The organism is Thiobacillus thiophilus, from assembly GCF_055378705.1.
This window is the reverse complement of sequence record NZ_AP042404.1, coordinates 1,446,229-1,468,367: the sequence shown is the minus strand read 5'-3', so window position 1 is coordinate 1,468,367 and position 22,139 is coordinate 1,446,229. Positions and strand designations below refer to the sequence as shown.

The following is a 22,139-nucleotide window of genomic DNA, read 5'->3' as shown; positions in this document are numbered from 1 at the left end:
TTTAGTACTTCAACCCCGTTTCGGGCAAGGACTTGCGTTTGCCACAGTATTTTAATACTCTTATCCGTTCCTGTGGTAGGCGTGCAATGTCTCATTTTCTTTGTCTGAGTGAAGCTACTCGTGCTGGGGGATCGTCGTACCCCATGTGGGGTACTCCATGTGGGTAGGTGCCGACCTACCGCAATGGGGTGGGCAATTTACCCATGAGAATGATGGCGGTGCGGCGATTCAGCCAATATGATTACCGACATACCGTTAAGCTGTCTGCTGAGCGGGCACTTCGAATTTTCTAGGAGAAGAAGATAATGGCAAAGCAAATGATTGATACGCCCATGCTTGATCAGCTTGAAAGCGGCCCGTGGCCCAGCTTCGTAAAAAATCTGAAGCGTCTGGGCAAGGAAAACGACCTGATGGCTGACCTTGTGGGTCAGCTGGAGACGTCCTATCAGCATAGAAAAGGCTACTGGAAGGGTGGTACGGTCGGCGTGTTCGGTTACGGCGGCGGCATCATCCCGCGTTTCACCGAGTTGAAGGACGAAAACCATCAGCCGCTGTTCCCCGAGGCGGCCGAATTTCATACCCTGCGTATCATGCCGCCTGCAGGCATGCATTACACGTCCGACCTGCTGCGCAAAATCTGTGACGCCTGGTCTGACAATGGCGGCTCTGGCCTGCTCGCGTTCCACGGCCAGTCCGGCGATCTCATGCTCCAGGGTTGTAAGACGGAGGACGTCCAGCGGGCGTTCGATGCGTTCAACGAAATGGGCTTCGACCTCGGCGGTGCCGGTCCGGCGCTGCGTACCTCGATGTCCTGCGTTGGGGCGGCCCGTTGTGAGCACTCCAACTTCGACGAAGCCAAGGCGCTGCGTTACGTCATCAATAACAATATTGACGACATGCATCGCCCGGCTCTGCCCTACAAGTTCAAATTCAAGTTTTCCGGCTGCCCGAACGACTGCGTCAACGCGATCCAGCGTTCCGACTTCGCGACGATCGGCACTTGGCGCGACAACATTCGCGTCAATGAAGAGCAGGTTCGGGATTACATGAAGGCTCATGGCATGAACGACCTGGTCAACGACGTGATCAGCAAGTGCCCGACCAAGGCCATTACCCTGGTGCCGAGTGACAAGTTCCAGGCCAGCGAGCACGTGTCCGCTGCCGACCTGGGCGATGGCAACACCCTGTGCATCGACAACAAGAATTGCGTCCGCTGCATGCACTGCCTGAACGTTATTCCCGGCGGCCTGCGGACTGGTTTGGATAAAGGTGTCACTATCCTGATTGGCGGCAAGAGTGTGCTGAAAATCGGCGCCACGATGGGTACTGTGGTGGTTCCGTTCATGAAGCTCGAGTCCGACGAGGATTTTGAAAGGCTGAATGAACTGGCGCGCAACGCAATCGACTTTTTCGCCGAAAATGCGCTCGAGCATGAGCGTACTGGTGAAATGATCGAGCGTATCGGCCTGGCCAACTTCCTCGAGGGCATGGATTTGCCGGTCGATCCCAACATGATCAGCGAGCCGCGTGCCAACCCCTACTTCCGTTCCGACGACTGGGACGAGCAAGTCGAGAAGTGGAACGAGTACAAGCAATCGACTGCTGCTTGAGTTTAATTAACCGTGGGCCTTGGCGAAAGCCGGGTCCATGCATTAAATCAGTTGGAGAAAAAACATGGCTGAAATGCGTCCTCCTATCGAATCCGGCGCACCGGATCCGATGCCCTACATGCACCCCGTGATGGTGAAAAACTATGGCAAGTGGGCTTTCCACAGCCATCCGAAGCCGGGTGTTCTCTATCATCGCGCCGAATCCGGCGAAGAGATCTGGACCGTCAAGGCGGGTACGGCACGCCAGATGGATCACCATACGGTCCGCGAGTTGGCTGACATTGCCGACAAGTATGCCGACGGCTTCGTGCGTTTTACCATTCGTTCCAATATCGAATACATGGTATCCGACGCGTCAAAGGTCGAGCCATTGATCAAGGCCTTGAACGACAAGGGCTACCCGATTGGCGGGACGGCCAACTCGGTGTCGATGATTGCGCACACCCAGGGTTTTCTGCATTGCGACATTCCGGGCAGCGATGCGTCGGGCGCCGCCAAGGCAGTCATGGACGAGCTGTATCAGGAGTTCATCAAGTGCGAGATGCCCAACCGCGTCAAGCTGTCCACCTCCTGCTGTGAGATCAACTGCGGTGGTCAGGCAGATATCGCCATTATCATGCAGCACACCAAGCCGCCGAAGATCAACCATGATCTGGTCGCCAACGTGTGTGAGCGTCCTTCGGTTGTTGCGCGCTGCCCGGTGGCTGCAATTCGCCCCGCGCTGGTGAACGGCAAGCCCTCGCTGGAAGTGGACGAGAAGAAGTGCATTTGCTGCGGCGCCTGTTTCCCGCCTTGCCCGCCGATGCAGATCAACGATGCCGAACATTCCAAGTTCGCGATCTGGGTGGGCGGTAAAAACTCGAACGCCCGTTCCAAGCCCACCTTTCACAAGCTGGTTGCGAATGGCTTGCCGAACAATCTGCCGCGTTTTCCTGAAGTGGCCGAGGTGCTCAAGAAGATTCTGTATACCTACAAGGAAGACGGTAAGCCTTGGGAGCGTATGAACGAGTGGATCGAGCGCATCGGCTGGCCTGCATTCTTCGAGAAGACCGGCCTGCCCTTTACCAAGTATCACATTGATAACTGGCGCGGCAGTCGTGTCAACCTCAACGCTTCCACGCACATTCGCTTCTAAGCAGTTCTAGGAAGTTGTTGGCTCCACCGCGGTGACCTGCGGTGGGGATCTGATAATAATGACTGCATTTTTCGGAGTTTGAGCTAGCCATGCAATTCGGCATTCTTGTAAACGAAGGGCCTTACAGCCACCAGGCGAGTGACTCTGCCTATCTGTTCGCTCGTGCGGCGATTGAAAAGGGTTACAAAGTTCCACGTGTTTTTTTCTACCATGATGGCGTTTATAACGCTTCGCGGCTCGCAACGCCGCCGCAGGATGATCGTAACGTAAGTACCCGCTGGTCGAAGCTGGCGGCAGATCATGGGGTTGACCTGGTTGTCTGCGTGGCGGCTGCGCAGCGCCGTGGCATTACGGACGCTGTTCTCGGAGAAAACTTCCGTATCTCTGGCTTGGGTCAGCTGGTTGAGATGGGTATTCAGTACGACCGTCTCGTGACGTTCGGCGATTAAGGAAACGAGATGAGCGATATGGATGAGATGGAAGACGGCTCCGGCATCGTCAAGAAATTCATGTTCCTGAACCGCAAGGCACCGCACGGCACCGTGTACGCGCTGGAAGGTCTGGAAGTGGTGCTGATTACGGCTGCTTTCGATCAGGATGTGAGCATGGTCTTTACCGATGATGGTGTCTTCCAATTGATGAAGGGTATCGATACCAAAGGCATCGAAGTCAAGGACTTCTCCAAGACTTACCGTGCATTGGATGGTTACGACATCGAGAAATTGTATGTTGACCAAAAATCGATGGATACACGCGGTCTGACTGAAGAAGACCTGATTGTGGATGTGACGGTGCTTTCCGTTGATGGGATGGCAAATCTCATGGCCGAGCAAGACGTCGTAATCAGCTTCTAAGGGGACCGGATATGCTGCATATTGTGAATAAATCGGCTACGGATAGAGGCTCGCTGGAAAGCTGCCTCGCCATGGCCACAAAGGGTTCTGCAGTGTTGCTGATCGAAGACGCGGTGTACGCGGTGACGACCGGTAATGCGGCAGCGACGAAAATCCAGGCGGCTGCGGCTGGCATCAAGATTTACGCACTCGGTCCTGATCTGGCGGCACGCGGCATGGCCGCGCGCGTGCTGGACGGAGTCAATGTCGTGGATTACGGCGGTTTTGTGGATCTGGTCGCAGAGCACAGCAACTGTCAGTCTTGGCTGTAACTTTTAACAGAAGGAGTATTGCTATGCCCATGGTAGAAATCGCCGGTAAAGAGGTCGAAGTTGACGAAGAAGGCTATCTGGTCGACCTGTCGACGTGGAACGAGGACATCGCCAAGTACATGGCGGTCGAAGAAAAGGTTGAAATGACCGATAGCCACTGGGAAGTCGTCAATTTCCTGCGTGAGTACTACGCCGAATACCAGATCGCACCCGCAGTTCGCGTGCTGACCAAGGCCATCGGCAAGAAGCTCGGGCCTGAAAAAGGCAACAACAAGTACCTGTACGAGTTGTTCCCCTACGGTCCCGCCAAGCAGGCTTGTAAGATTGCTGGCCTGCCCAAGCCGACCGGCTGTATCTAAATATCGAAACACCTCGGATTGCGCCAGATTAAATTCTTGGGGCGATCCGATCCGGGTTGTGTTTACAAATCAAATGGGACGTGGAACGGTCCGTGTTGCGTTTGATTTGTAAACAAAACGTAGGTAGGGAATGCGGTTCAGCCATGCGTTCAGGCGCATGGCGGGGCGGAGTCCAATAGGAGAGTGAGTTTGTCTACTGTGACGATGATTTACGCCGGGATGTTTTACGTCGCCACCTTGCTGTTGGTGGTCGGGCTGATTTATAAAATTTATGATTACAGCCGCACGCCTGCACCGCTGCTTATACCCACTACCCCTGCACCCACCAAGCAAGCTGGTGTCGTGTACCGGATGGCGAAAGAAGTCGTGGTATTCGAATCCCTCTTTAAGTCCAATAAATGGATATGGATATTTGGCTATCTCTTTCACCTCGGACTGTTTCTGGTGCTGGCGCGTCATCTTCGTTATTTCACCCAGCCCGTCTGGTTCTGGGTCGATATCGTGCAACCCTTTGGTAAATATGCAAGCATCATGATGGTGGTTGGCCTCACCGGTCTGCTGGTACGTCGCTTCGTGGTCGACCGTGTGCGCTATATCTCGACGCCGTCTGACCATCTGATGCTGCTGTTGCTGATTGCGATTGGCGTGTCAGGCATGTTGATGACCTTTGTTGTGCATACGGACATCATTGCCCTGAAAGTGTTTTTCATGGGTCTGATGTATCTGGATGTGCAACCGCTTCCGCAGGATCCGATTCTGATGGTGCATCTTGCTCTGGTCGCTACTTTGATGGTGATCTTTCCGATCAGCAAACTGCTTCATGCGCCGGGTGTGTTCTTTAGCCCGACACGCAACCAGATCGATAACCCGCGTGAACATCGCCACGTGGCAGCGTGGGCGGCCCGGCTCGATCAGCGCAACTGATTCGTCGACATCAAGCAGCGAATATTAAGTACGGATAAAGGACACTCAAGTGGCTGTTGCTGAATTTGACATTCCGGAAATACGAGACGACATCGAAGTCCCCAAGCTGCGGGAAGGTGTGATGGCGCACTCCAGGACCTTTCCTGCGGCACAGCCCATTCAGGATTACCTGGGGTACCCGCATGAATTGAGCGAAGACTGGAAAGAGCGCGCCATCGACAAAATGGGTGACCTGCTCGGCAAGTACCGCTCGCTGAAGGTCTTCCTGGATATCTGCGTGCATTGCGGCGCCTGTACCGACAAGTGCCACTATTATCTGGGCACCTCCGACCCCAAGAACATGCCGGTGGCGCGCCAGGATCTGATTCGTCAGGTCTATCGTCGCTATTTCACCACCACGGGCAAGCTGTTCCCTAAACTGGTCGGTGCCAAGGATCTGACCAAGGAAGTGCTGGACGACTGGTATAACTACTATTATCAGTGCTCGGAATGCCGACGCTGCTCGGTGTTCTGTCCGTATGGTATCGACACTGCTGAAATCACAATGGCAGGACGAGAAATCCTCAACCACGTCGGCATGGGGCAGAAGTACTCCAACGAGATTCTTACCAAGGTAATGAAGATCGGGAACAATCTCGGTCTGCCCGGCCCCGCCTTGCAGGATACCCTGGAGGGCCTGGAAGAAGATATCGAAGCCGATACCGGCGTGGCGGTGAAAATGCCCCTTGATGTGATAGGTGCCGAAGTGCTTCTGATCACGCCATCAGCTGACTTCTTCTCCGAACCGCATGTGGAATCGTTGATTGGTTACGCCAAGGTGCTTCACGCTGCAGGTACCAGCTGGACCCTGTCTTCGGCCGCATCTGAGGCCGCGAATTTCGGACTGTTTACCGCTAATTACGAAATCATGCGCAAGGTGGCCATGCGGATTCGTGATGAAGCACTCAGGCTCGGTGCCAAGCGTATTGTGGTCGGTGAATGTGGACATGCCTGGCGGGTGGCGTACAGTTTCTGGAACACGCTGACCGGAATTGGTTACGGTGGCAACGACCCGTTCTCGATCGAGCTGCAGAAACAGCTCGATCCTGCTTATCCGCAACCACAGCATATTTGCGAACTGACCAACGACCTGATCAAGTCGGGCAAGATCAAGGTCGATCCATCTCTCAACGACGACCTGGTGGTGACTTATCACGATTCCTGCAACGTGGCGCGGGCGTCGCGCATGGGCACGGAACCCGGTGGCCAGTTCATTATTCCACGCGAACTGATCAAGTCGGTGGTGAACAATTTTCACGATATGGCAGATGGCACCATAGGCGAATCCACCTTCTGCTGTGGCGGTGGCGGAGGCCTGCTGACCGACGACCTGATGGAAGTTCGGGTCAAGGGGGCGCTGCCACGTGTGACCGCGCTGAATAATGTGGTCAAGGAGCACCAGGTTAATTTCATGGCGATGATCTGCGCCATCTGCAAGGCGCAGTTCACCAAGGTTTTGCCCAAATATGGCTTCGACATGAGCATGGTGGGCGGAGTGCATCAACTGGTCAGCAAGGCAATCAAGCTCGACTGAGCACAAGGTTAAGTAACTCAATTCATTTCGTAGGCGTTAGGAGAATCAACATGGCTATCACGACGAACAAAGCAAAATCCGAAGGCACACAATGGCGTCGTTATAAGGATGGCGAGCATCCCGATGACATTCGTTCCGGCCAGGACATCATTTTCCAGGCGGGCTGGACGCATAAATGTCCGGAATACATGCTTTCCACACCGCCGTGTCAGGGTGCTTGTCCCGCCGGCGAAGATATTCGAGGTTACCTGAACATCGCGCGCGGCATCGAGAAGCCGCCGGCAGGCGTGACCTGGCAGGAATATGCTTTCCGCCGCGTGACCGAAGCCAATCCCTTCCCCGCCGTGATGGGCCGCGTCTGCCCTGCACCGTGCGAATCCGGTTGTAACCGTAATATGGTCGAAGACCATGTGGGCATCAACGCAGTCGAGCACTTTATCGGCGACTGGGGTATTGAAAACAACATGGCCTACACGTCCACGGCCCCTGAAACAGGCAAAAAAGTGGCGATTATCGGCGCCGGCCCTGGCGGCCTGGCTGCGGCCTATCAACTGCGCCTGCGTGGGCACGGCGTGACCATCTTCGACGAGCATGAAGAGCTTGGCGGCATGATGCGCTACGGCATTCCCGGTTTCCGTACCCCGCGTGAAATGCTGGATGCGGAAATCAAGCGCATCATTGATCTGGGTGTTGAAACTCGTCTCAAGACCCGTATTGGTTCAGATATCACTTTTGAACAGATTGAAAAAGATTTCGACGCGATTTTTATGGCGATGGGTGCGCAAGCTGGCCGTCCGCTGCCGGTTCCCGGCGCCGAAGCCCCCAACTGCGTGACCGCCATGGCGTTTTTGCGTGCGTTCAACGAAGGCCGTTTGCAACACGTGGGTAACCGCGTGGTGGTTATTGGCGGTGGCGATACGTCGATTGACGTTGCAACCGTTGCGCGTCGTCTGGGCAATATCACCAAATCGGGCACTGCGGATGATCGTCCGGAAGCCGTGATTGCTGGGCACATGGCACATGACGTAGCTTCCATCTCTGCGCGTGAAGGCGCAGAAGTAGTGCTGGTGTCTCGCTCAACCATCGAAAAAATGGCTGCCAACAAGCACGAAGTCGAGCATGCCCAGCAAGAAGGCATTGAAATCATCGGCGGTGTGACGCCGGTTGCCGTCGTGGTTGACGATAAGGGTCGTGCAACGGCGCTGCGTGTGGCTGACTTTGTGATGGAAGGCAAGGAAACCAAGATTGTAGAAGGCACCGAACGCGACCTGCCTGCCGATCTGATCGTCTCCGCGATTGGCCAGGGCGTGGACTTCACCGGGCTTGAGCAATTCAACAACAACAACGGCCTGATGAAGGCCGACAAGAACTATCGCTTCCCCGGCAAGGAGCACATCTTCGTCGGCGGCGACGTGCTGCGCCCGCACCTGCTGACCACTGCAATTGGTCATGCAGCCATCGCCGTTGACGGTATTGATGCCTTCCTCAAGGGCAAGGAAGTCGACAAACGTCCGAAAGTGGACGTGCATCACTTCGACGAGATTCGCAAGTGGCTTGAAGCAGGTCACGAATACAACTGCGAAATCCATGGGGAGGCTTGGGGTACGGCCGAGCGCAAGGACATTCTGCACAACTTCGATGACCGTTCGGCGCGTCACATCATCCCGCACGAAGCCCTGTTCCTCGGCCATTTCCCCAACGTGCCGCGTCTTCACCGTGAAGTGATCACGCTGGACAAGGAAGGCGCGTTGGGTAACTTCGAAGAGCGCCTGCGTGCGTTGTCCGAAAAGGACGTCATCGCCGAAGCCAAGCGCTGCATGTCCTGTGGTCAGTGCTTCGAATGCGACAACTGCGTGGTCTACTGCCCTCAGGTCGCCGTGTTCAAGGTGAAGAAGAAAGACAATCCGACCATTGGCCGGTACGTCGACACCGACTATACCAAGTGCATCGGCTGCCATATTTGCGCCGAGGTCTGCCCGACCGGTTACATCATCATGGGTAATGAGTGATTAAGCATGGCAGGCAAGATGAAACGTCTTCTAGCCTTGGCTGCGGTCATATTGACGACCGCCGCCCTGGCCTGGGCTGGATCGGACGACCAGGCCAAGGCCAGCGGTGCGTCCAAGCCGGTGATTGAAAAGGCCGTCAAGGGCGAGCAGTGTGTCGAGCCCAACGACTTCATGCGCCGAAATCATATGAAGCTATTGCTGCATCAGCGCGACGAGACCGTGCTTGAAGGTATTCGCACCAAGAAATACAGCCTCAAGGAATGCATCGACTGCCATGCCAGCGAAAAGACTGGCAGCGTTGCGGCCTCAAAGGATGACTTTTGCGTGAGTTGCCACAGCTATGCGGCAGTGAAAATAGACTGCTTCGACTGTCATTCCACCAAGCCGCAGGGCTCCGTGACGATGCATCCGCTGAATGTCGAAACGGCGCATTACGCATACAAGCGGGCAGCCCAGGCTAACCGCAAGGTCAGCGTGGAAGAGAAGGCCGGGATTGCCCAATGAACGATATGAAATCGATGCCTGACAATATGCCGAGCTCTCCCGAACGGCGCCGCTTCATCGGTGCCGCGACAGTCGCGGCAGGCGTGACCCTGGTTCCAGGGGTGATGTTGATCGAAGTGGCGCATGGCCGGCCGGAAGATCAGCCAGCCAGCAGCGCGGTCCGTTGGGGCATGCTGATCGATGCGACCAAGTGCGCGACGGGCTGCGATGACTGCGTGACCGCGTGCAGCACCGAAAACGGCTGGACTCCGGTCGCCGAAAGCGCGCATCCCAGGCAGGCGCCGCAGTGGATTCGCAAGCTCGAATTGCAGGATCCGCTGACGCAGAAGGAAACCAACCTGCCGATGCTATGCCAGCATTGCGGAGATGCCCCCTGCATCGATGTCTGCCCGACCGGTGCCTCGTTCCGACGTGCCGACGGCATCGTTCTGGTCAATCGTCATACCTGCATCGGCTGTCGTTATTGCATGATGGCATGTCCCTACAAGGCACGTTCATTGGTTCATGAGCCGCTGCACGATACCCAGAAACCGGATGTTCCGCGCGGCATGGGTTGCGTCGAGGCATGCACCTTCTGCGTACAAAAGCTCGATCGTGGCGATGGCACGACAGCCTGCGCCGAAGCATGTACTAACGATGCCATCCTCTTCGGCGACATGAACGATCCAGACAGTGCGATTGCAAGGCGTCTGCGCGAACTGCCGACCAAGGAGGTGCGTGCTGACCTCAACCTGGACCTCAGCGTTCGCTATCACGGAATCTAAATCAACATGGCAAGCATTACTTTCCGCGAAGTAGAAGGCAGCAGTCTGAAATACTGGATGCTGTTCGGTTTTCTTGGCCTGTTCGTGCTTTTCGGCGCGCTGGCCTGGAACTACATGCACCACTACGGCCACGTCGTGACCGGCATGGATAACCAGATCGTCTGGGGTCTGCCGCACGTATTCGCGGTGTTCCTGATCGTGGCGGCTTCGGGCGCATTGAACGTCGCGTCAATCGCATCGGTATTCAATAAGCCGATGTACAAGCCATTGGCACCCTTGTCGGCGATCCTGGCACTGGCGCTGCTACTGGGCGGGCTGCTGGTGCTGGTGCTCGACCTGGGGCGTTCCGACCGCTTGATCGTGGCGATGACGCACTTCAACTTCAAGTCGATGTTTACCTGGAACGTGTTCCTCTATACCGGCTTCTTTGTGCTGGTGGGTATCTATCTGTGGACCATGCTCGACCGCAACGTCAAGACCTGGTCGAAGGCGGCGGGCACAGCGGCCTTCATCTGGCGTCTGACCCTGACGACCGGTACCGGTTCGCTGTTCGGTTTCCTCATCGCGCGCCAGCTGTATGGCACTGCCATGATGGCACCCATGTTCATCATCATGTCGTTTGCCTATGGCCTGGCGATTTACCTGATGGTGCTGGTTGCCGCCTACGCCTGGACCGGTCGGCCGCTTGGCGATGCCGTCATGATGCGTCTGAAAACCCTGCTGGCGGTGTTCGTCGCCGCGGTGTTGTATTTCGTCGTCGTCCAGCACCTGACCCATCTGTATTTCGCCAAGGATCAGGTGGTGGAAGCATTCATCCTGCGCGATGGCGGCATCCTGACCACGCTGTTCTGGGTGGGGCAGATCGCGATCGGTTGCGTGATTCCGCTGGTAATTCTTCTGACCGGCCTGGGCAAGCAGCGTAGCTGGATCATGATTGCCAGCGCGCTTGTCATTCTGGGCGGCATTGCGCAGATGTATGTCACCATCATCGGCGCCCAGGCTTACCCACTGGACATGTTCCCGGGGATGACGGTGAGGAGCAGCTTCTATGACGGCGTGATCAACGAATATTCGCCGACCATGGCCGAGTTTTTCCTGGGCCTGGGCGGCGTGGCGATCGCGTTGCTGGCGACCATTTTTGGAGTCAAGGTGCTGCGTTTGCTGCCGCTCAACCTGGACGACGCCGCAATCGCCAAACTGGAACATTGATTTGTATGAACCTGCCAGGCTACAGGCTGGCAGGGAATTGTCCGTCATGAACCAGCCAGCCATCTTGAACGACACTTCGAAGCGCGGGGCTCAAATGCCCCGCGTCTTCATTTCTGCCGCACATAAATCGTCCGGCAAGACCACCGTTACGCTTGGTCTGTGCGCCGCGCTGCATGCGCGCGGCCATGCGGTCCAGCCGTTCAAGAAAGGGCCGGACTATATCGATCCGCTGTGGTTGGGCATGGCGGCGCAGCGTCCCTGCTACAACCTCGATTTCCACATGATGCAGCGGGACGAAATCGAACAGCAGTTCGCACGTGCTGCGGCCAGTGCACGCATCAGCCTGATTGAGGGCAACAAGGGACTGTACGATGGCCTCGACCTCGACGGCAGCAACAGCAACGCGGCGCTCGCCAAACATCTGGAAGCGCCGGTGCTGCTCGTAATCGACGCGCGCGGCATGACACGCGGCGTGGCGCCATTGATTCTTGGCTACCAGGCGTTTGATCCGGCTATACGCATTGCCGGCGTCATTCTCAACAATCTCGGTGGAAGCCGTCACGAATCGAAACTGCGCGCGGTGATCGAGCATTACACCGATGTCGAGGTAGTCGGGGCAGTCCAGTACGATACCGGCATGCAGATTGTAGAGCGCCATCTGGGGCTGGTACCCGCCAACGAGCAGCAGACTGCCGTGACGCGCATTCGGCATGTGGGCGAACGGATTGCGGCGCAGGTCGACCTGGACCGCCTGCTGGCCATCGCCGACCGGGCACCCGAGCGTGAAATGCCTGCCGGGCGTACGGTGCCGATCCAGGGAGAGCGGGTGCGGCTGGCAGTCGCGCACGATCCAGCATTCGGTTTTTATTACAGCGAGGATTTCGACAGTCTGCGTGCGTCCAACGTCGAGTTGGTCGAACTGGATACGCTACATGCGCGTTCTCTGCCTGAGGTGGATGGGCTCATTATCGGTGGCGGCTTTCCCGAAGTATTCATGGCCGAGCTTGAGGCCAATACTGTGCTGCGCACGAAAATTCGCGATGCCATCGAAGCGGGACTGCCGACCTATGCTGAATGCGGCGGTTTGATGTATCTGTCGAGACGCATCAGCTGGCAGGGACGAACCTGCGAAATGGTCGGTGTGGTGCCGGGCGATACTGTGATGCATGAGCGACCGGTCGGGCGTGGATACGCGAGTCTGCAGCCAACCGGCGATGATCGCTGGCAGGAGCCCGCCCTCATTCCCGCCCACGAATTTCATTATTCCAGCCTGGAAAATCTGTCTGCCGACTCTATTTATGCATATCGGGTAAAGCGCGGTCATGGCATCGACGGACAACATGATGGCTACCAGCGGCACAATCTGCTGGCCAGCTATTCGCATCGCCGCGGCAGTGGGAAACAGGGCTGGATTGTGCCATTTTTGAACCAGGTGCGTGCACACAAGGCGCGCACAGCAGCTTAACTACCGAGGAAAACACTCATGATCACGATCACCGACGCCGCCGCGGCGCAGATTCGCGCCGCCAACAACAATCCCGATGTATTCGAAATGATCCTGCGTGTGGCAGCCTATCAGGAGGACGACGGCAGTGTGAACTTTGGCATGGGCTTCGATACCGAACGCGAGGCGGACGAACATCTCGTCGTCAATGGCATCGAAATCCTGATCGCGTCATCGAGCACGCCGTACCTGCAGGGCGTGACGCTCGATTTCGTCGAACTGACCCCGGGCGACATGCGCTTCATCTTCATTCCGCCGTATTCCGACGAATCGGCCGACGAAGCCGCGTCCATCGACGAGTAAACCATGAACTATCTACCGATTTTCCTCGACCTGCGCGACCGCCACTGTCTGGTGGTTGGCGGCTCCGAAACCGCCGCGCGCAAGGCTGAACTGCTGTTGCGCGCAGGCGCACGGGTCGATGTCGCCGCCCTCGGCTTGCATGAAAGTTTCGCACGCCTGCCGCATGCCGAGCATTTGAACCGGGTGGCGGATACGTTCACGCCCGCCCTGCTCGATGACAAGGACGCGGTGATCGTGGTCGAGAAAGACGAGTCACTCGCCAGGGCAGTCGCCGATGCTGCACGCGCGCGGCACATCCCGGTCAACGTGGCGGACAAGCCCGCGTTGTGCAGCTTCATCCTGCCCTCGATCATCGACCGTTCGCCGATCATGGTGGCGGTCTCCAGCGGCGGCGAATCGCCGGTGCTGGCGCGCATGCTGCGCGCGCGGCTGGAAACCATGGTCCCTGCGGCCTACGGCCGCCTCTCCGCGCTGGCTGCGCGCTACAAGGATCGCGTACGCGCTGCGATCAAACCGCAACAACGCCGCGCTTTCTGGGAAAAGGTGTTCCTCTCGCCGGTCGCCGAAATGGTATTTTCCGGGCGCGACGCCGAGGCCGAGTCACAGCTTGAAGCCATGATCCAGGATGGCGGCGAGCACGAGATCCGCCGCGGCGAGGTCTATCTGGTCGGCGCCGGTCCGGGCAATCCGGACCTCTTGACCTTCCGCGCGCTGCGGCTGATGCAGCAGGCCGACGTCATCGTACACGACCGCCTCGTTTCTCAGCCGATCCTCGATATGTGCCGGCGCGACGCCGAGCGCATCTACGTCGGCAAGGAACGCGACGACCATGCGGTGCCGCAGGAAGAGATCAACCTCATGCTGGTGCGTCTGGCCCAGGAAGGCAAGCGCGTACTGCGCCTCAAGGGCGGCGACCCCTTCATCTTCGGGCGCGGTGGCGAAGAAATCGAAACCCTGGCCGAGCACGGCGTGACTTTCCAGGTGGTCCCCGGCATCACCGCCGCCGCCGGCGTGGCGTCCTACGCAGGGATTCCGCTCACCCACCGCGACTATGCGCAGTCGGTCGTCTTCGTTACCGGCCATCTGAAGGAAAATACCTTCAACATGAACTGGGAAGGCATCGCGCGGAAAGACCAGACCATCGTCATCTACATGGGGCTGAAAGGCCTGCCGCTGCTTTGCGAAGAACTGGTCAAGCACGGCCTGACGCCCGATACCCCGGCCGCCATTGTGCAGCACGGCACGCTGCCGACCCAGCGCGTCATCATTGGCAACCTCGACACGCTGCCCGCGCTGGCTGTGGAGGCCGGACTCAAGGCGCCTACCCTCATCATCGTCGGCAACGTCGTCAAGCTGCGTGAAAAGCTCGGCTGGTTTCAGCCCGAACTGCACGGCGAGCAGACGCACCGCACCCCGCTCGAAGTGCCGGATCACCTGCCCTGACCAAGGGATGGCGGCGTCGCATAGCCGGCGTTGACCAGGACCTGGCATCCCCGCGCCGGGCCGATTCGCCGCCTTTGACTGGTCGATTCGCAGCGTAGGTCTAGAATGCAGGATGGATTTATCCCGCAAGCACCTGCCATGACCACCACGCTCCTCCCGCAAGGGCCTGGCCGTGATTCCAAAGACGCTGTCCCAAGAGGTACACCTTCGGATAAAGCGTCAAGAACCACGCTCACCATCGACGCCAACGAGGCCGTTGCCCGCATCGCCTACCTCGGCAACGAGGTGATCGCCATTTATCCCATCACGCCGGCATCCAGCATGGGTGAGTGGGCCGACGAGTGGGCCACCCAGGGCCGTCCCAACCTGTGGGGCGCGGTGCCGAAAATCATCGAGATGCAGTCGGAAGGCGGCGCCGCTGGCGCACTGCATGGCGCGCTCACCGCCGGCGCGCTGGCGACCAGCTTCACCGCCAGCCAGGGCCTGCTCCTGATGATTCCCAACCTCTACAAGATCGCCGGTGAGCTGACGCCGTTCGTGCTGCACGTCGCAGCGCGCACGCTGGCAACCCATGCGCTGTCGATCTTCGGCGACCATTCCGACGTCATGGCGGCCAGGGCTACCGGCTGCGCCATGCTCGCCGCCAATTCACCGCAGGAAGCACAGGATTTCGCCCTGATCGCGCAGGCGATAACGCTGGCCGGGCGCCTTCCCGTCATTCATTTCTTCGACGGCTTTCGCACTTCGCACGAGGTGGCGAAGATCGTCGCGGTGGAAACAGACACCGTGCGCGCCATGCTCGACGCCGGACTCATCGCCGCACACCGGGCACGCGCACTGTCGCCCGAGCATCCGGTGCTGCGCGGCACCTCGCAGAACCCGGATGTGTTCTTCCAGTCGCGCGAGCGCGCCAATCCGTTCTACGACGAATTTCCGCGGATCGTGCAGGACGCGATGGACCGCTTCGGCGGGTTCACCGGGCGGCATTACAAGCTGTTCGAATACGTGGGCGCAGCGGATGCAGTGCGGGTGATCGTGCTGATGGGCTCCGGCGCCGAAACCGTGCACGAGACCGTCGAGCATCTCGTCGCCCACAGCGACAAGGTGGGGGTACTGAAGGTGCGGCTGTACCGGCCGTTTTCGCCGGGCGCGCTGCTCGATGCGCTGCCGGCCACGGTGAAGTCCGTCGCCGTGCTCGACCGCAGCAAGGAGCCGGGCGCCGACGGCGAGCCGCTCTACAAAGACGTGGTGACCGCGCTGGCGCAGGCGGCGGCGGACGGCGCGCGCGCCATGCCCAGGGTCATCGGCGGCCGCTACGGTCTGGCAAGCAAGGAGTTCACCCCCGGCATGGTGAAGGCGGTGTTCGACGAACTGGCGCAGGCCGCGCCCAAACGTCAGTTCACCGTCGGCATCCACGACGACCTCACCCACCTGTCGCTGGCATGGGATACGGACTTCCGTACCGACGCCTCGCGGCAGCTTCAGCACGCCGTGTTCTGGGGGCTCGGCGCCGACGGCACAGTGTCGGCCAACAAAAACTCGATCAAGATCCTCGGCGAGACCACCACGCTGCAGGCGCAGGGCTTCTTCGTCTACGACTCGAAGAAGTCCGGCGCGGTGACGGTGTCGCATCTGCGCTTCGGTCCGGCGACGATCCGCTCCACCTACCTGGTGGAGGCGGGCATGGCCGGCTTCGTCGCCTGCCACCAGCCGGTGTTCGTCGAACGCTACGACCTGCTGGAACACGCCGCGCCGGAAGGGGTTTTCCTGCTCAACACCCCGGCGCCGCCGGATCGGGTCTGGGACAGCTTGCCGCAGAAGATGCGCGCACAGATTCGCGACAAGCGCCTGCGGCTGTGGGTGATCGACGCCTACGCCGTCGCTGCGGAAGCCGGCATGGGACGGCGCATCAACACCATCATGCAGACCTGCTTCTTCGCCATCTCCGGCATCCTGCCGAAGGACGAGGCAATTACCGCGATCAAGCACGCGGTCGACAAGACCTACGGCAAGAAGAGCCGTCGCCTGGTGGAACTGAATTACCGCGCGATCGACATGACGCTGGCGGAGCTGCACCAGGTCGCCATTCCGCCAGCGGAAGCCATCGGAAGCGTGTCCGGGCTGGCACCGGACGATGCGACGGATGCGGGCATTCCCGACTTCGTGCGCGACCTCACCCTGCCGATTTACCGGGGTCATGGCGATCGCCTTCCGGTGTCCCTGATACCCGCCGACGGTACCTATCCGCTTGGTACCGCGCAATACGAGAAGCGCAACATCGCGCTGGAAATCCCGGTGTGGGATGCGGATCTGTGCACCCAGTGCGGCAAGTGCGTGTTCGTCTGCCCACATACCGCGATCCGCGCGCGCGTCTTCGATGCGGCGGCAGCGAAGGATGCTCCGCCGACCTTCAAGCACGTTCCGGCGAAGAGCAAGGACTTTCCTGTCGGCACCCACATCAGCTACCAGGTAGCGCCGGAGGACTGCACCGGCTGCGGCGACTGCGTCGAAGCCTGCCCGATCCACGACAAGTCGAACGTCAGCCGGCGCGCGGTGAACATGGCGCCGATCGCGCCGCTGGTTGATCGGGAACGCGACAACCTCGCCTTCTTCCTGCGCCTGCCCGAGTTCGACCGCAGCGCGATCAAACACAACACCATCCCCAGCGCCATGCTGCTCGATCCGCTGTTCGAGTTTTCCGGCGCTTGCGCCGGCTGCGGCGAGACGCCCTACATCCGGCTGGCTACGCAACTCTTCGGCGACCGCATGCTGATTGCCAACGCCACCGGATGCTCGTCGATCTACGGCGGCAACCTGCCCTCCACGCCCTACACGGTGAACGGCGCCGGCCGCGGCCCGGCGTGGAGCAATTCGCTGTTCGAGGACAATGCCGAATTCGGCCTCGGTATGCGCCTTGCCGCCGACCAATTGATGGGCTACGCGCAGCAGCTGGTGAAAGAGATGGCCGGCGAAATCGGCGGCGACCTTGCCGAAGCGCTGGTTAAAGCGGACCAGCGCGAGGAGGCGGGGCTTTATGAGCAGCGCGGCCGTGTCGCCCTGCTGCTTGAAAAACTGGCGACCTCAAGCCATCCGCGCGCCGGGGAACTTACCAGCGTCGCCGAGTGGCTGATCCGCCGCTCGGTATGGATCATCGGCGGCGACGGCTGGGCCTACGACATCGGTTTCGGCGGCCTTGACCATGTACTGGCGCTGCCGTACGACGTCAACATTCTGGTGCTCGACACCGAGGTGTACTCGAACACCGGCGGCCAGACCTCCAAGGCCACCCCGCTCGGCGCGGTCGCCAAGTTCTCCGCCGGCGGCAAGGCCACGACAAAAAAGGATCTCGCCAAGCTGGCGAGCAACTACAACCACGTCTATGTCGCCACCGTCGCTTACGGCGCCAAGGACACCCAGACCTTGCGCGTGTTCCAGGAGGCCGAGGCCTATGACGGTCCTGCGCTCATCGTCGCCTACAGCCCGTGTATCGCCCACGGCTACGATATGCTCTACAACCAGCGCCAGCAGCAACTCGCGGTGAAGAGCGGGCACTGGCCGCTATTTCGTTTCGACCCGCGGCAGGCGGAAGCCGGCGGCAATCCCTTCAAGCTCGATTCCGCCGCACCCAGTCAGCCGATCAAGGCCTTCATGGAATCGGAAACCCGCTTTGCCATGCTTGCGCGCAGCCATCCCGCAGCCGCGCAGTATTTCCTGGAAGAAGCGCAGAAGGAGGCTGAACGGCGCTTCAAGGACTACCAGGAGATGGCGCTGCGCCAAGACCACCCGCAAGGGGCAGGCCGTGGTTGTAAAGCCGACAAGTCGGCAACAACCACGCACCGCCCGGAGGGCGAGAGTCTGGCGGCGTACTCCTCGCGGGTGCAGGGCCCTGCCGACGAACCCAAATCCGGAGACTGACATGATCGACCTCTCCACCGACTATCTCGGCCTCAAACTGAAGAATCCGCTGGTGCCCTCCGCCTCGCCGCTGTCGAAAGATGTCGACATTGCGCTGCGGCTGGAGGACGCCGGCGCCGCCGCGCTGGTGATGTATTCGCTGTTCGAGGAGGAATTGCGGACGGAGGACGCGATGCTGGACCGCTTCCTGCTGCATGCCGGTCTCGGGCACAGCGAAGCGGATGGCTTTCTGCCCGGTCATGGTGAATTTCAGGGCGGGCTCGAACGCTATCTGGCGCACCTGCAACAGCTGAAGCGCCGTCTCGAAATTCCCGTGGTGGCGAGCCTCAACGGCGTGTCCCCGTCCGGCTGGGTGGAGCTCGGCCGCGAACTGGAGAAAGCCGGCGCCGATGCGCTGGAGCTCAACGTCTACCACGTCGCCGCCAGTACCCGGCATACCGGTGCGACGGTGGAAGCGCGCTATCTCAGCCTGCTCATCGGATTGCGCCGCGCGGTGAGCCTGCCCATCGTGATGAAGCTGTCGCCCTATTTTTCTTCGCTGCCGCATTTCGTGCAGCAGCTCGAACATGCCGGCGCACAGGGCGTCGCCCTGTTCAACCGCTTCTACCAGCCGGATATCGACCTCGACGAGCTGTGCATGACCGATCAGCTGCATCTTTCATCGCCCGACGAGGCGCTGCTGCGCATCCGCTGGATCGCCATCCTGCATGGCCGCACCCGGCTAACGCTCGCCGCCACCGGTGGTATCCATAGCGAGCGCGAGGCATTGAAGCTTTTGCTGGCCGGCGCCGACGTCGTGCATATGGCGTCCTGCCTGTTGCAGCACGGCCCCGCCAAACTGGCCGAAATCCTTGCCGCTATGCAGCACTGGATGGAGGAAAGGGAATATGTCTCGGTTGCCCAGCTGAGGGGCTGCATGAGCCAGAAGAATCTGCCCGATCCTTCGCTTGTCGCGCGCGCGAGTTATCTGCGTGTGCTGGACAGCTTTACCACGCGGCCAGGCGTCTGGTCCTGAATCCTGGAACAGACAACCCACGTATAAGGTCCGGCTGCGGCTTTCTTGACGCGCCCGAACCCGTTATACAATCGGGCTCATTCCCCCTATCCCTGCGGCCTGCCGCAGACAGCCAGGATGCCATTTTGCAAGGCTTGAGCGTACGACATGGTTGAACATGCCCTGGTCAGCCTCAGCGCCGTCGTCATCCTTGGCATTGCCGCCCAGTGGCTGGGCTGGCGCTTGCACATTCCATCGATTCTGCTGTTACTGGTATTCGGGATCGTGGCCGGGCCGGTGCTGGGCTGGGTCAATCCCGGCGAGTTGCTGGGATCGCTGCTTTATCCGGTGGTCTCGCTCGCGGTCGCGGTCATCCTGTTCGAAGGCGGCCTCAGCCTGTCGGTGAAGGAATTTCGCGCCATTGGCAGCGTGACGGCGTGGCTGGTCACCCTGGGTGCAGGCATTACCTGGGCCACTGGCACCCTTGCAGCACACTGGGTCCTTGGACTCGACTGGTCGCTGGCGACCCTGCTGGGCGCGGTGCTGGTGGTCACCGGTCCCACGGTCGTCGGACCGATGCTGCGATTCATCCGGCCCACAGGCCAGAGCGGCGCCATCCTGAAATGGGAAGGGATCGTCATTGATCCGATCGGTGCCATGCTGGCGGTACTGGTGTTTCAGGTCACCGTCTACTCGGGCGCCGAACATGAAATGGTGATGACTGTCGGCGTGCTGAAAACCATCGGGTTCGGGACGCTTGCCGGCCTGTTCGGCGCATTGATCCTGGGGCTGTGCCTGAAGCGCGACCTGATTCCAGACGCTCTGCAAAATTCAGTGGCCGTCATGTTCGTCGTCGCGGTCTTTACCGGCGCCAATCTGCTGCAGTCCGAATCGGGCCTGCTTGCGGTGACGATCATGGGTTTTGCCATGGCCAACCAGAAAGCCGTTCCGATCAATCACATCGTCGAGTTCAAGGAAAACCTGCGGGTGCTGCTGATCGCGGCCGTGTTCATTCTGCTGGCTGCGCATCTCAAGCCGGCGGATCTCGACCAGATCGGGATCGCCAGTTTTGCATTCGTACTGATCCTGGTGTTCGTCGCACGTCCTGCCGCCGTCTTTGCCGCCACGCTGGGAAGCAAGCTCAGTTTCAGGGAGAAGCTGTTTTTATCCTGGATGGCCCCGCGCGGCATCGTCGCCGCTGCCGTGGCATCGGTGTTCGCGCTACGCATGGAGGAAGTCGGACTGCCGGGTGCGGATGTGCTGGTCCCGCAGACTTTTTTCGTCATTATCTGTACCGTGGCGCTGTATGGCCTGACTACCCCGCTGGTTGCGCGACGGCTTGGACTGTCCAAAGCGGAGCCACAAGGCGTGCTGTTTCTGGGCGGGCGCTTCTGGGTGCGCGAGATGGCCAAAATGCTCCAGAATGAAGGCTACTCGGTCATGCTGGTAGACAACAGCCAGCACAATGTGTCTGCTGCACGGATGGCAGGCATTCCCGCTTTTTATGTCAGTATTTTTTCCGACACCGTGCTGGACCGTGTCGAGATCAGCGGGATCGGGAAACTCATGGCCATGACCGGCAACGACGATGTCAATTCGCTGGCGGCGCTGCATTTCTCGCCCTTGTTCGGGCGTGCGCACGCCTACCAGCTGATGCCCGAAGACGAGGAACAGATCGAGGCTCATTCCCGTCATCTCAGAGGGCGCTTCTTGTTCGGCAAGGACATGACCCACGCAGCCCTGACGCGGTGGTTTACCGATGAGGCGGTCGTCAAGAAAACACGATTGAGCGAAGAATTCGGTATTGAGGAATTGAAGGCTCAGTATGGGGGCCAGGTTAAGCCGCTGTTCCTGATCACCGAAGAGGGTACGCTTCAGATCTTTACGGTCGAAGGGAAAATCAAGCCGCACGTCGGTCAGACCCTGATCAGCCTGGTCCTGAAACAGACCGAAGGAGCTGAACTTGCCGAGCTGTCCGTTGGCAAGGGCAAGCCGAACCAGACTCAAGCCGGGCAGCAGTAGCGCCTGTGCTGTCCCAGGTTGGTTGCGGGAAGCCCATTGAGGGTGGGTTCGGGATTTTCTGGGCCTTGGGTACTTGGCTGATCAGCCAAGTAGAGTCCTATTTCTCAAACGTCGAATGGGCCGACCCACGGTCGAATTTGTCTCCCACTTCACCGATGTACGCCGACAGGCTGCGGCCGGATTCCTCGACTACAAGAAAAGCACTACAAAAACAGGGTTTCTCTTTGTTTTGTCCGTAGTGTAAGTCCGCACAATACAAGTGCAAAATTCAAATTCCCGAGCCGACCCAAATGACATCCAACGTCACCCAGTTGCAACCTGTGTCACAAGCGACAGATCAACTGTTGCAACAGGCCATTGCGCACCATCAGTCGGGGCGGCTTCAGGAAGCTGGAGAGCTTTATCAGGCCATCCTGCAAAATCAGCCCGGCCACCCTGAGGCAAACCACAATCTTGGAGTGATCGCGATTCAAGCACAGCAGCCCGCTGCAGGTTTGCCGTATTTTATGGCGGCGCTGGATGCCGATCCGACATGCGGACAATACTGGCTGAATTACATTGACGCCTTGTTTCAGGCGGGCCTGCAGGAGGACGCGCGTGCCGTATTGGTGCTTGCCCGCCAGCAGGGTTTGCAGGGGGAAGAGGTAGATGCATTGGCGGCGCGCCTGAATGGGAGCGCATCGGTTGAAGTGCAAGGGGGCTTGGC

At 59.2% G+C, this 22,139-nt stretch carries 18 protein-coding genes and 1 pseudogene; all 19 read left to right on the top strand.

What is annotated here, in order from left to right; all coding sequences use genetic code 11:
* Positions 1–305 precede the first annotated feature (305 nt).
* Complete coding sequence (gene dsrA, locus ACZ41T_RS07240; RefSeq protein WP_464923790.1) at positions 306–1,610, top strand: dissimilatory-type sulfite reductase subunit alpha; 1,305 nt, start codon at positions 306–308, stop codon at positions 1,608–1,610.
* A gap of 64 nt (positions 1,611–1,674) precedes the next feature.
* Positions 1,675–2,745 carry a dissimilatory-type sulfite reductase subunit beta gene (gene dsrB, locus ACZ41T_RS07235; protein ID WP_464923789.1) on the top strand — a complete coding sequence of 357 codons (1,071 nt, stop codon included), beginning with the start codon at positions 1,675–1,677 and terminating at the stop codon, positions 2,743–2,745.
* A gap of 89 nt (positions 2,746–2,834) precedes the next feature.
* A complete protein-coding gene (gene tusD / locus ACZ41T_RS07230) occupies positions 2,835–3,194 on the top strand; it encodes a sulfurtransferase complex subunit TusD (protein WP_464923788.1) in 360 nt (119 codons plus the stop codon).
* A 9-nt stretch (positions 3,195–3,203) separates the two neighbouring features.
* Entirely contained in the window at positions 3,204–3,599 is a 396-nt protein-coding gene (tusC, locus tag ACZ41T_RS07225) for a sulfurtransferase complex subunit TusC (protein WP_464923787.1), read from the top strand.
* Positions 3,600–3,610: 11 nt separating this feature from the next.
* Positions 3,611–3,910 carry a sulfurtransferase complex subunit TusB gene (gene tusB / locus ACZ41T_RS07220; protein ID WP_464923786.1) on the top strand — a complete coding sequence of 100 codons (300 nt, stop codon included), beginning with the start codon at positions 3,611–3,613 and terminating at the stop codon, positions 3,908–3,910.
* A gap of 23 nt (positions 3,911–3,933) precedes the next feature.
* Positions 3,934–4,269, top strand: coding sequence for a TusE/DsrC/DsvC family sulfur relay protein (locus tag ACZ41T_RS07215; RefSeq protein WP_464923785.1), 336 nt, complete (start codon positions 3,934–3,936; stop codon positions 4,267–4,269).
* 198 nt (positions 4,270–4,467) lie between these two features.
* Positions 4,468–5,193, top strand: coding sequence for a respiratory nitrate reductase subunit gamma (locus tag ACZ41T_RS07210; protein WP_464923940.1), 726 nt, complete (start codon positions 4,468–4,470; stop codon positions 5,191–5,193).
* A 49-nt stretch (positions 5,194–5,242) separates the two neighbouring features.
* Complete coding sequence (gene dsrK / locus ACZ41T_RS07205; RefSeq protein WP_464923784.1) at positions 5,243–6,766, top strand: sulfate reduction electron transfer complex DsrMKJOP subunit DsrK; 1,524 nt, start codon at positions 5,243–5,245, stop codon at positions 6,764–6,766.
* Positions 6,767–6,816: 50 nt separating this feature from the next.
* Entirely contained in the window at positions 6,817–8,775 is a 1,959-nt protein-coding gene (locus ACZ41T_RS07200; RefSeq protein ID WP_464923783.1) for an NAD(P)-binding protein, read from the top strand.
* A gap of 6 nt (positions 8,776–8,781) precedes the next feature.
* Positions 8,782–9,279, top strand: a complete 498-nt coding sequence (locus tag ACZ41T_RS07195) for a hypothetical protein (protein ID WP_464923782.1) — start codon at positions 8,782–8,784, stop codon at positions 9,277–9,279.
* On the top strand, positions 9,276–10,043 hold the full coding sequence (gene dsrO, locus ACZ41T_RS07190; protein WP_464923781.1) for a sulfate reduction electron transfer complex DsrMKJOP subunit DsrO: 768 nt from the start codon (positions 9,276–9,278) through the stop codon (positions 10,041–10,043). Before ACZ41T_RS07195 ends, dsrO begins: the two co-directional genes overlap by 4 nt.
* Before the next feature lie 6 nt (positions 10,044–10,049).
* Positions 10,050–11,252 (top strand): NrfD/PsrC family molybdoenzyme membrane anchor subunit, encoded by a 1,203-nt coding sequence (nrfD, locus tag ACZ41T_RS07185; protein ID WP_464923780.1) that lies wholly within the window; start codon positions 10,050–10,052, stop codon positions 11,250–11,252.
* Positions 11,253–11,346: 94 nt separating this feature from the next.
* Positions 11,347–12,717 (top strand): cobyrinate a,c-diamide synthase, encoded by a 1,371-nt coding sequence (locus ACZ41T_RS07180; RefSeq protein WP_464923779.1) that lies wholly within the window; start codon positions 11,347–11,349, stop codon positions 12,715–12,717.
* An 18-nt stretch (positions 12,718–12,735) separates the two neighbouring features.
* On the top strand, positions 12,736–13,059 hold the full coding sequence (locus tag ACZ41T_RS07175; RefSeq protein ID WP_464923778.1) for an iron-sulfur cluster biosynthesis family protein: 324 nt from the start codon (positions 12,736–12,738) through the stop codon (positions 13,057–13,059).
* A gap of 3 nt (positions 13,060–13,062) precedes the next feature.
* Positions 13,063–14,502, top strand: coding sequence for a siroheme synthase CysG (gene cysG, locus ACZ41T_RS07170; RefSeq protein WP_464923777.1), 1,440 nt, complete (start codon positions 13,063–13,065; stop codon positions 14,500–14,502).
* 138 nt (positions 14,503–14,640) lie between these two features.
* Positions 14,641–18,417, top strand: a complete 3,777-nt coding sequence (nifJ, locus tag ACZ41T_RS07165) for a pyruvate:ferredoxin (flavodoxin) oxidoreductase (RefSeq protein ID WP_464923776.1) — start codon at positions 14,641–14,643, stop codon at positions 18,415–18,417.
* Between the two features lies 1 nt (position 18,418).
* Positions 18,419–19,432: a dihydroorotate dehydrogenase-like protein gene (locus ACZ41T_RS07160; RefSeq protein WP_464923775.1), complete on the top strand. Its 1,014-nt coding sequence runs from the start codon at positions 18,419–18,421 to the stop codon at positions 19,430–19,432.
* Between the two features lie 147 nt (positions 19,433–19,579).
* Positions 19,580–21,433 (top strand): cation:proton antiporter, encoded by a 1,854-nt coding sequence (locus ACZ41T_RS07155; RefSeq protein WP_464923774.1) that lies wholly within the window; start codon positions 19,580–19,582, stop codon positions 21,431–21,433.
* A gap of 290 nt (positions 21,434–21,723) precedes the next feature.
* Positions 21,724–21,981: pseudogene (locus tag ACZ41T_RS07150) on the top strand (tetratricopeptide repeat protein); the annotation flags it as partial.
* Positions 21,982–22,139: the final 158 nt, after the last annotated feature.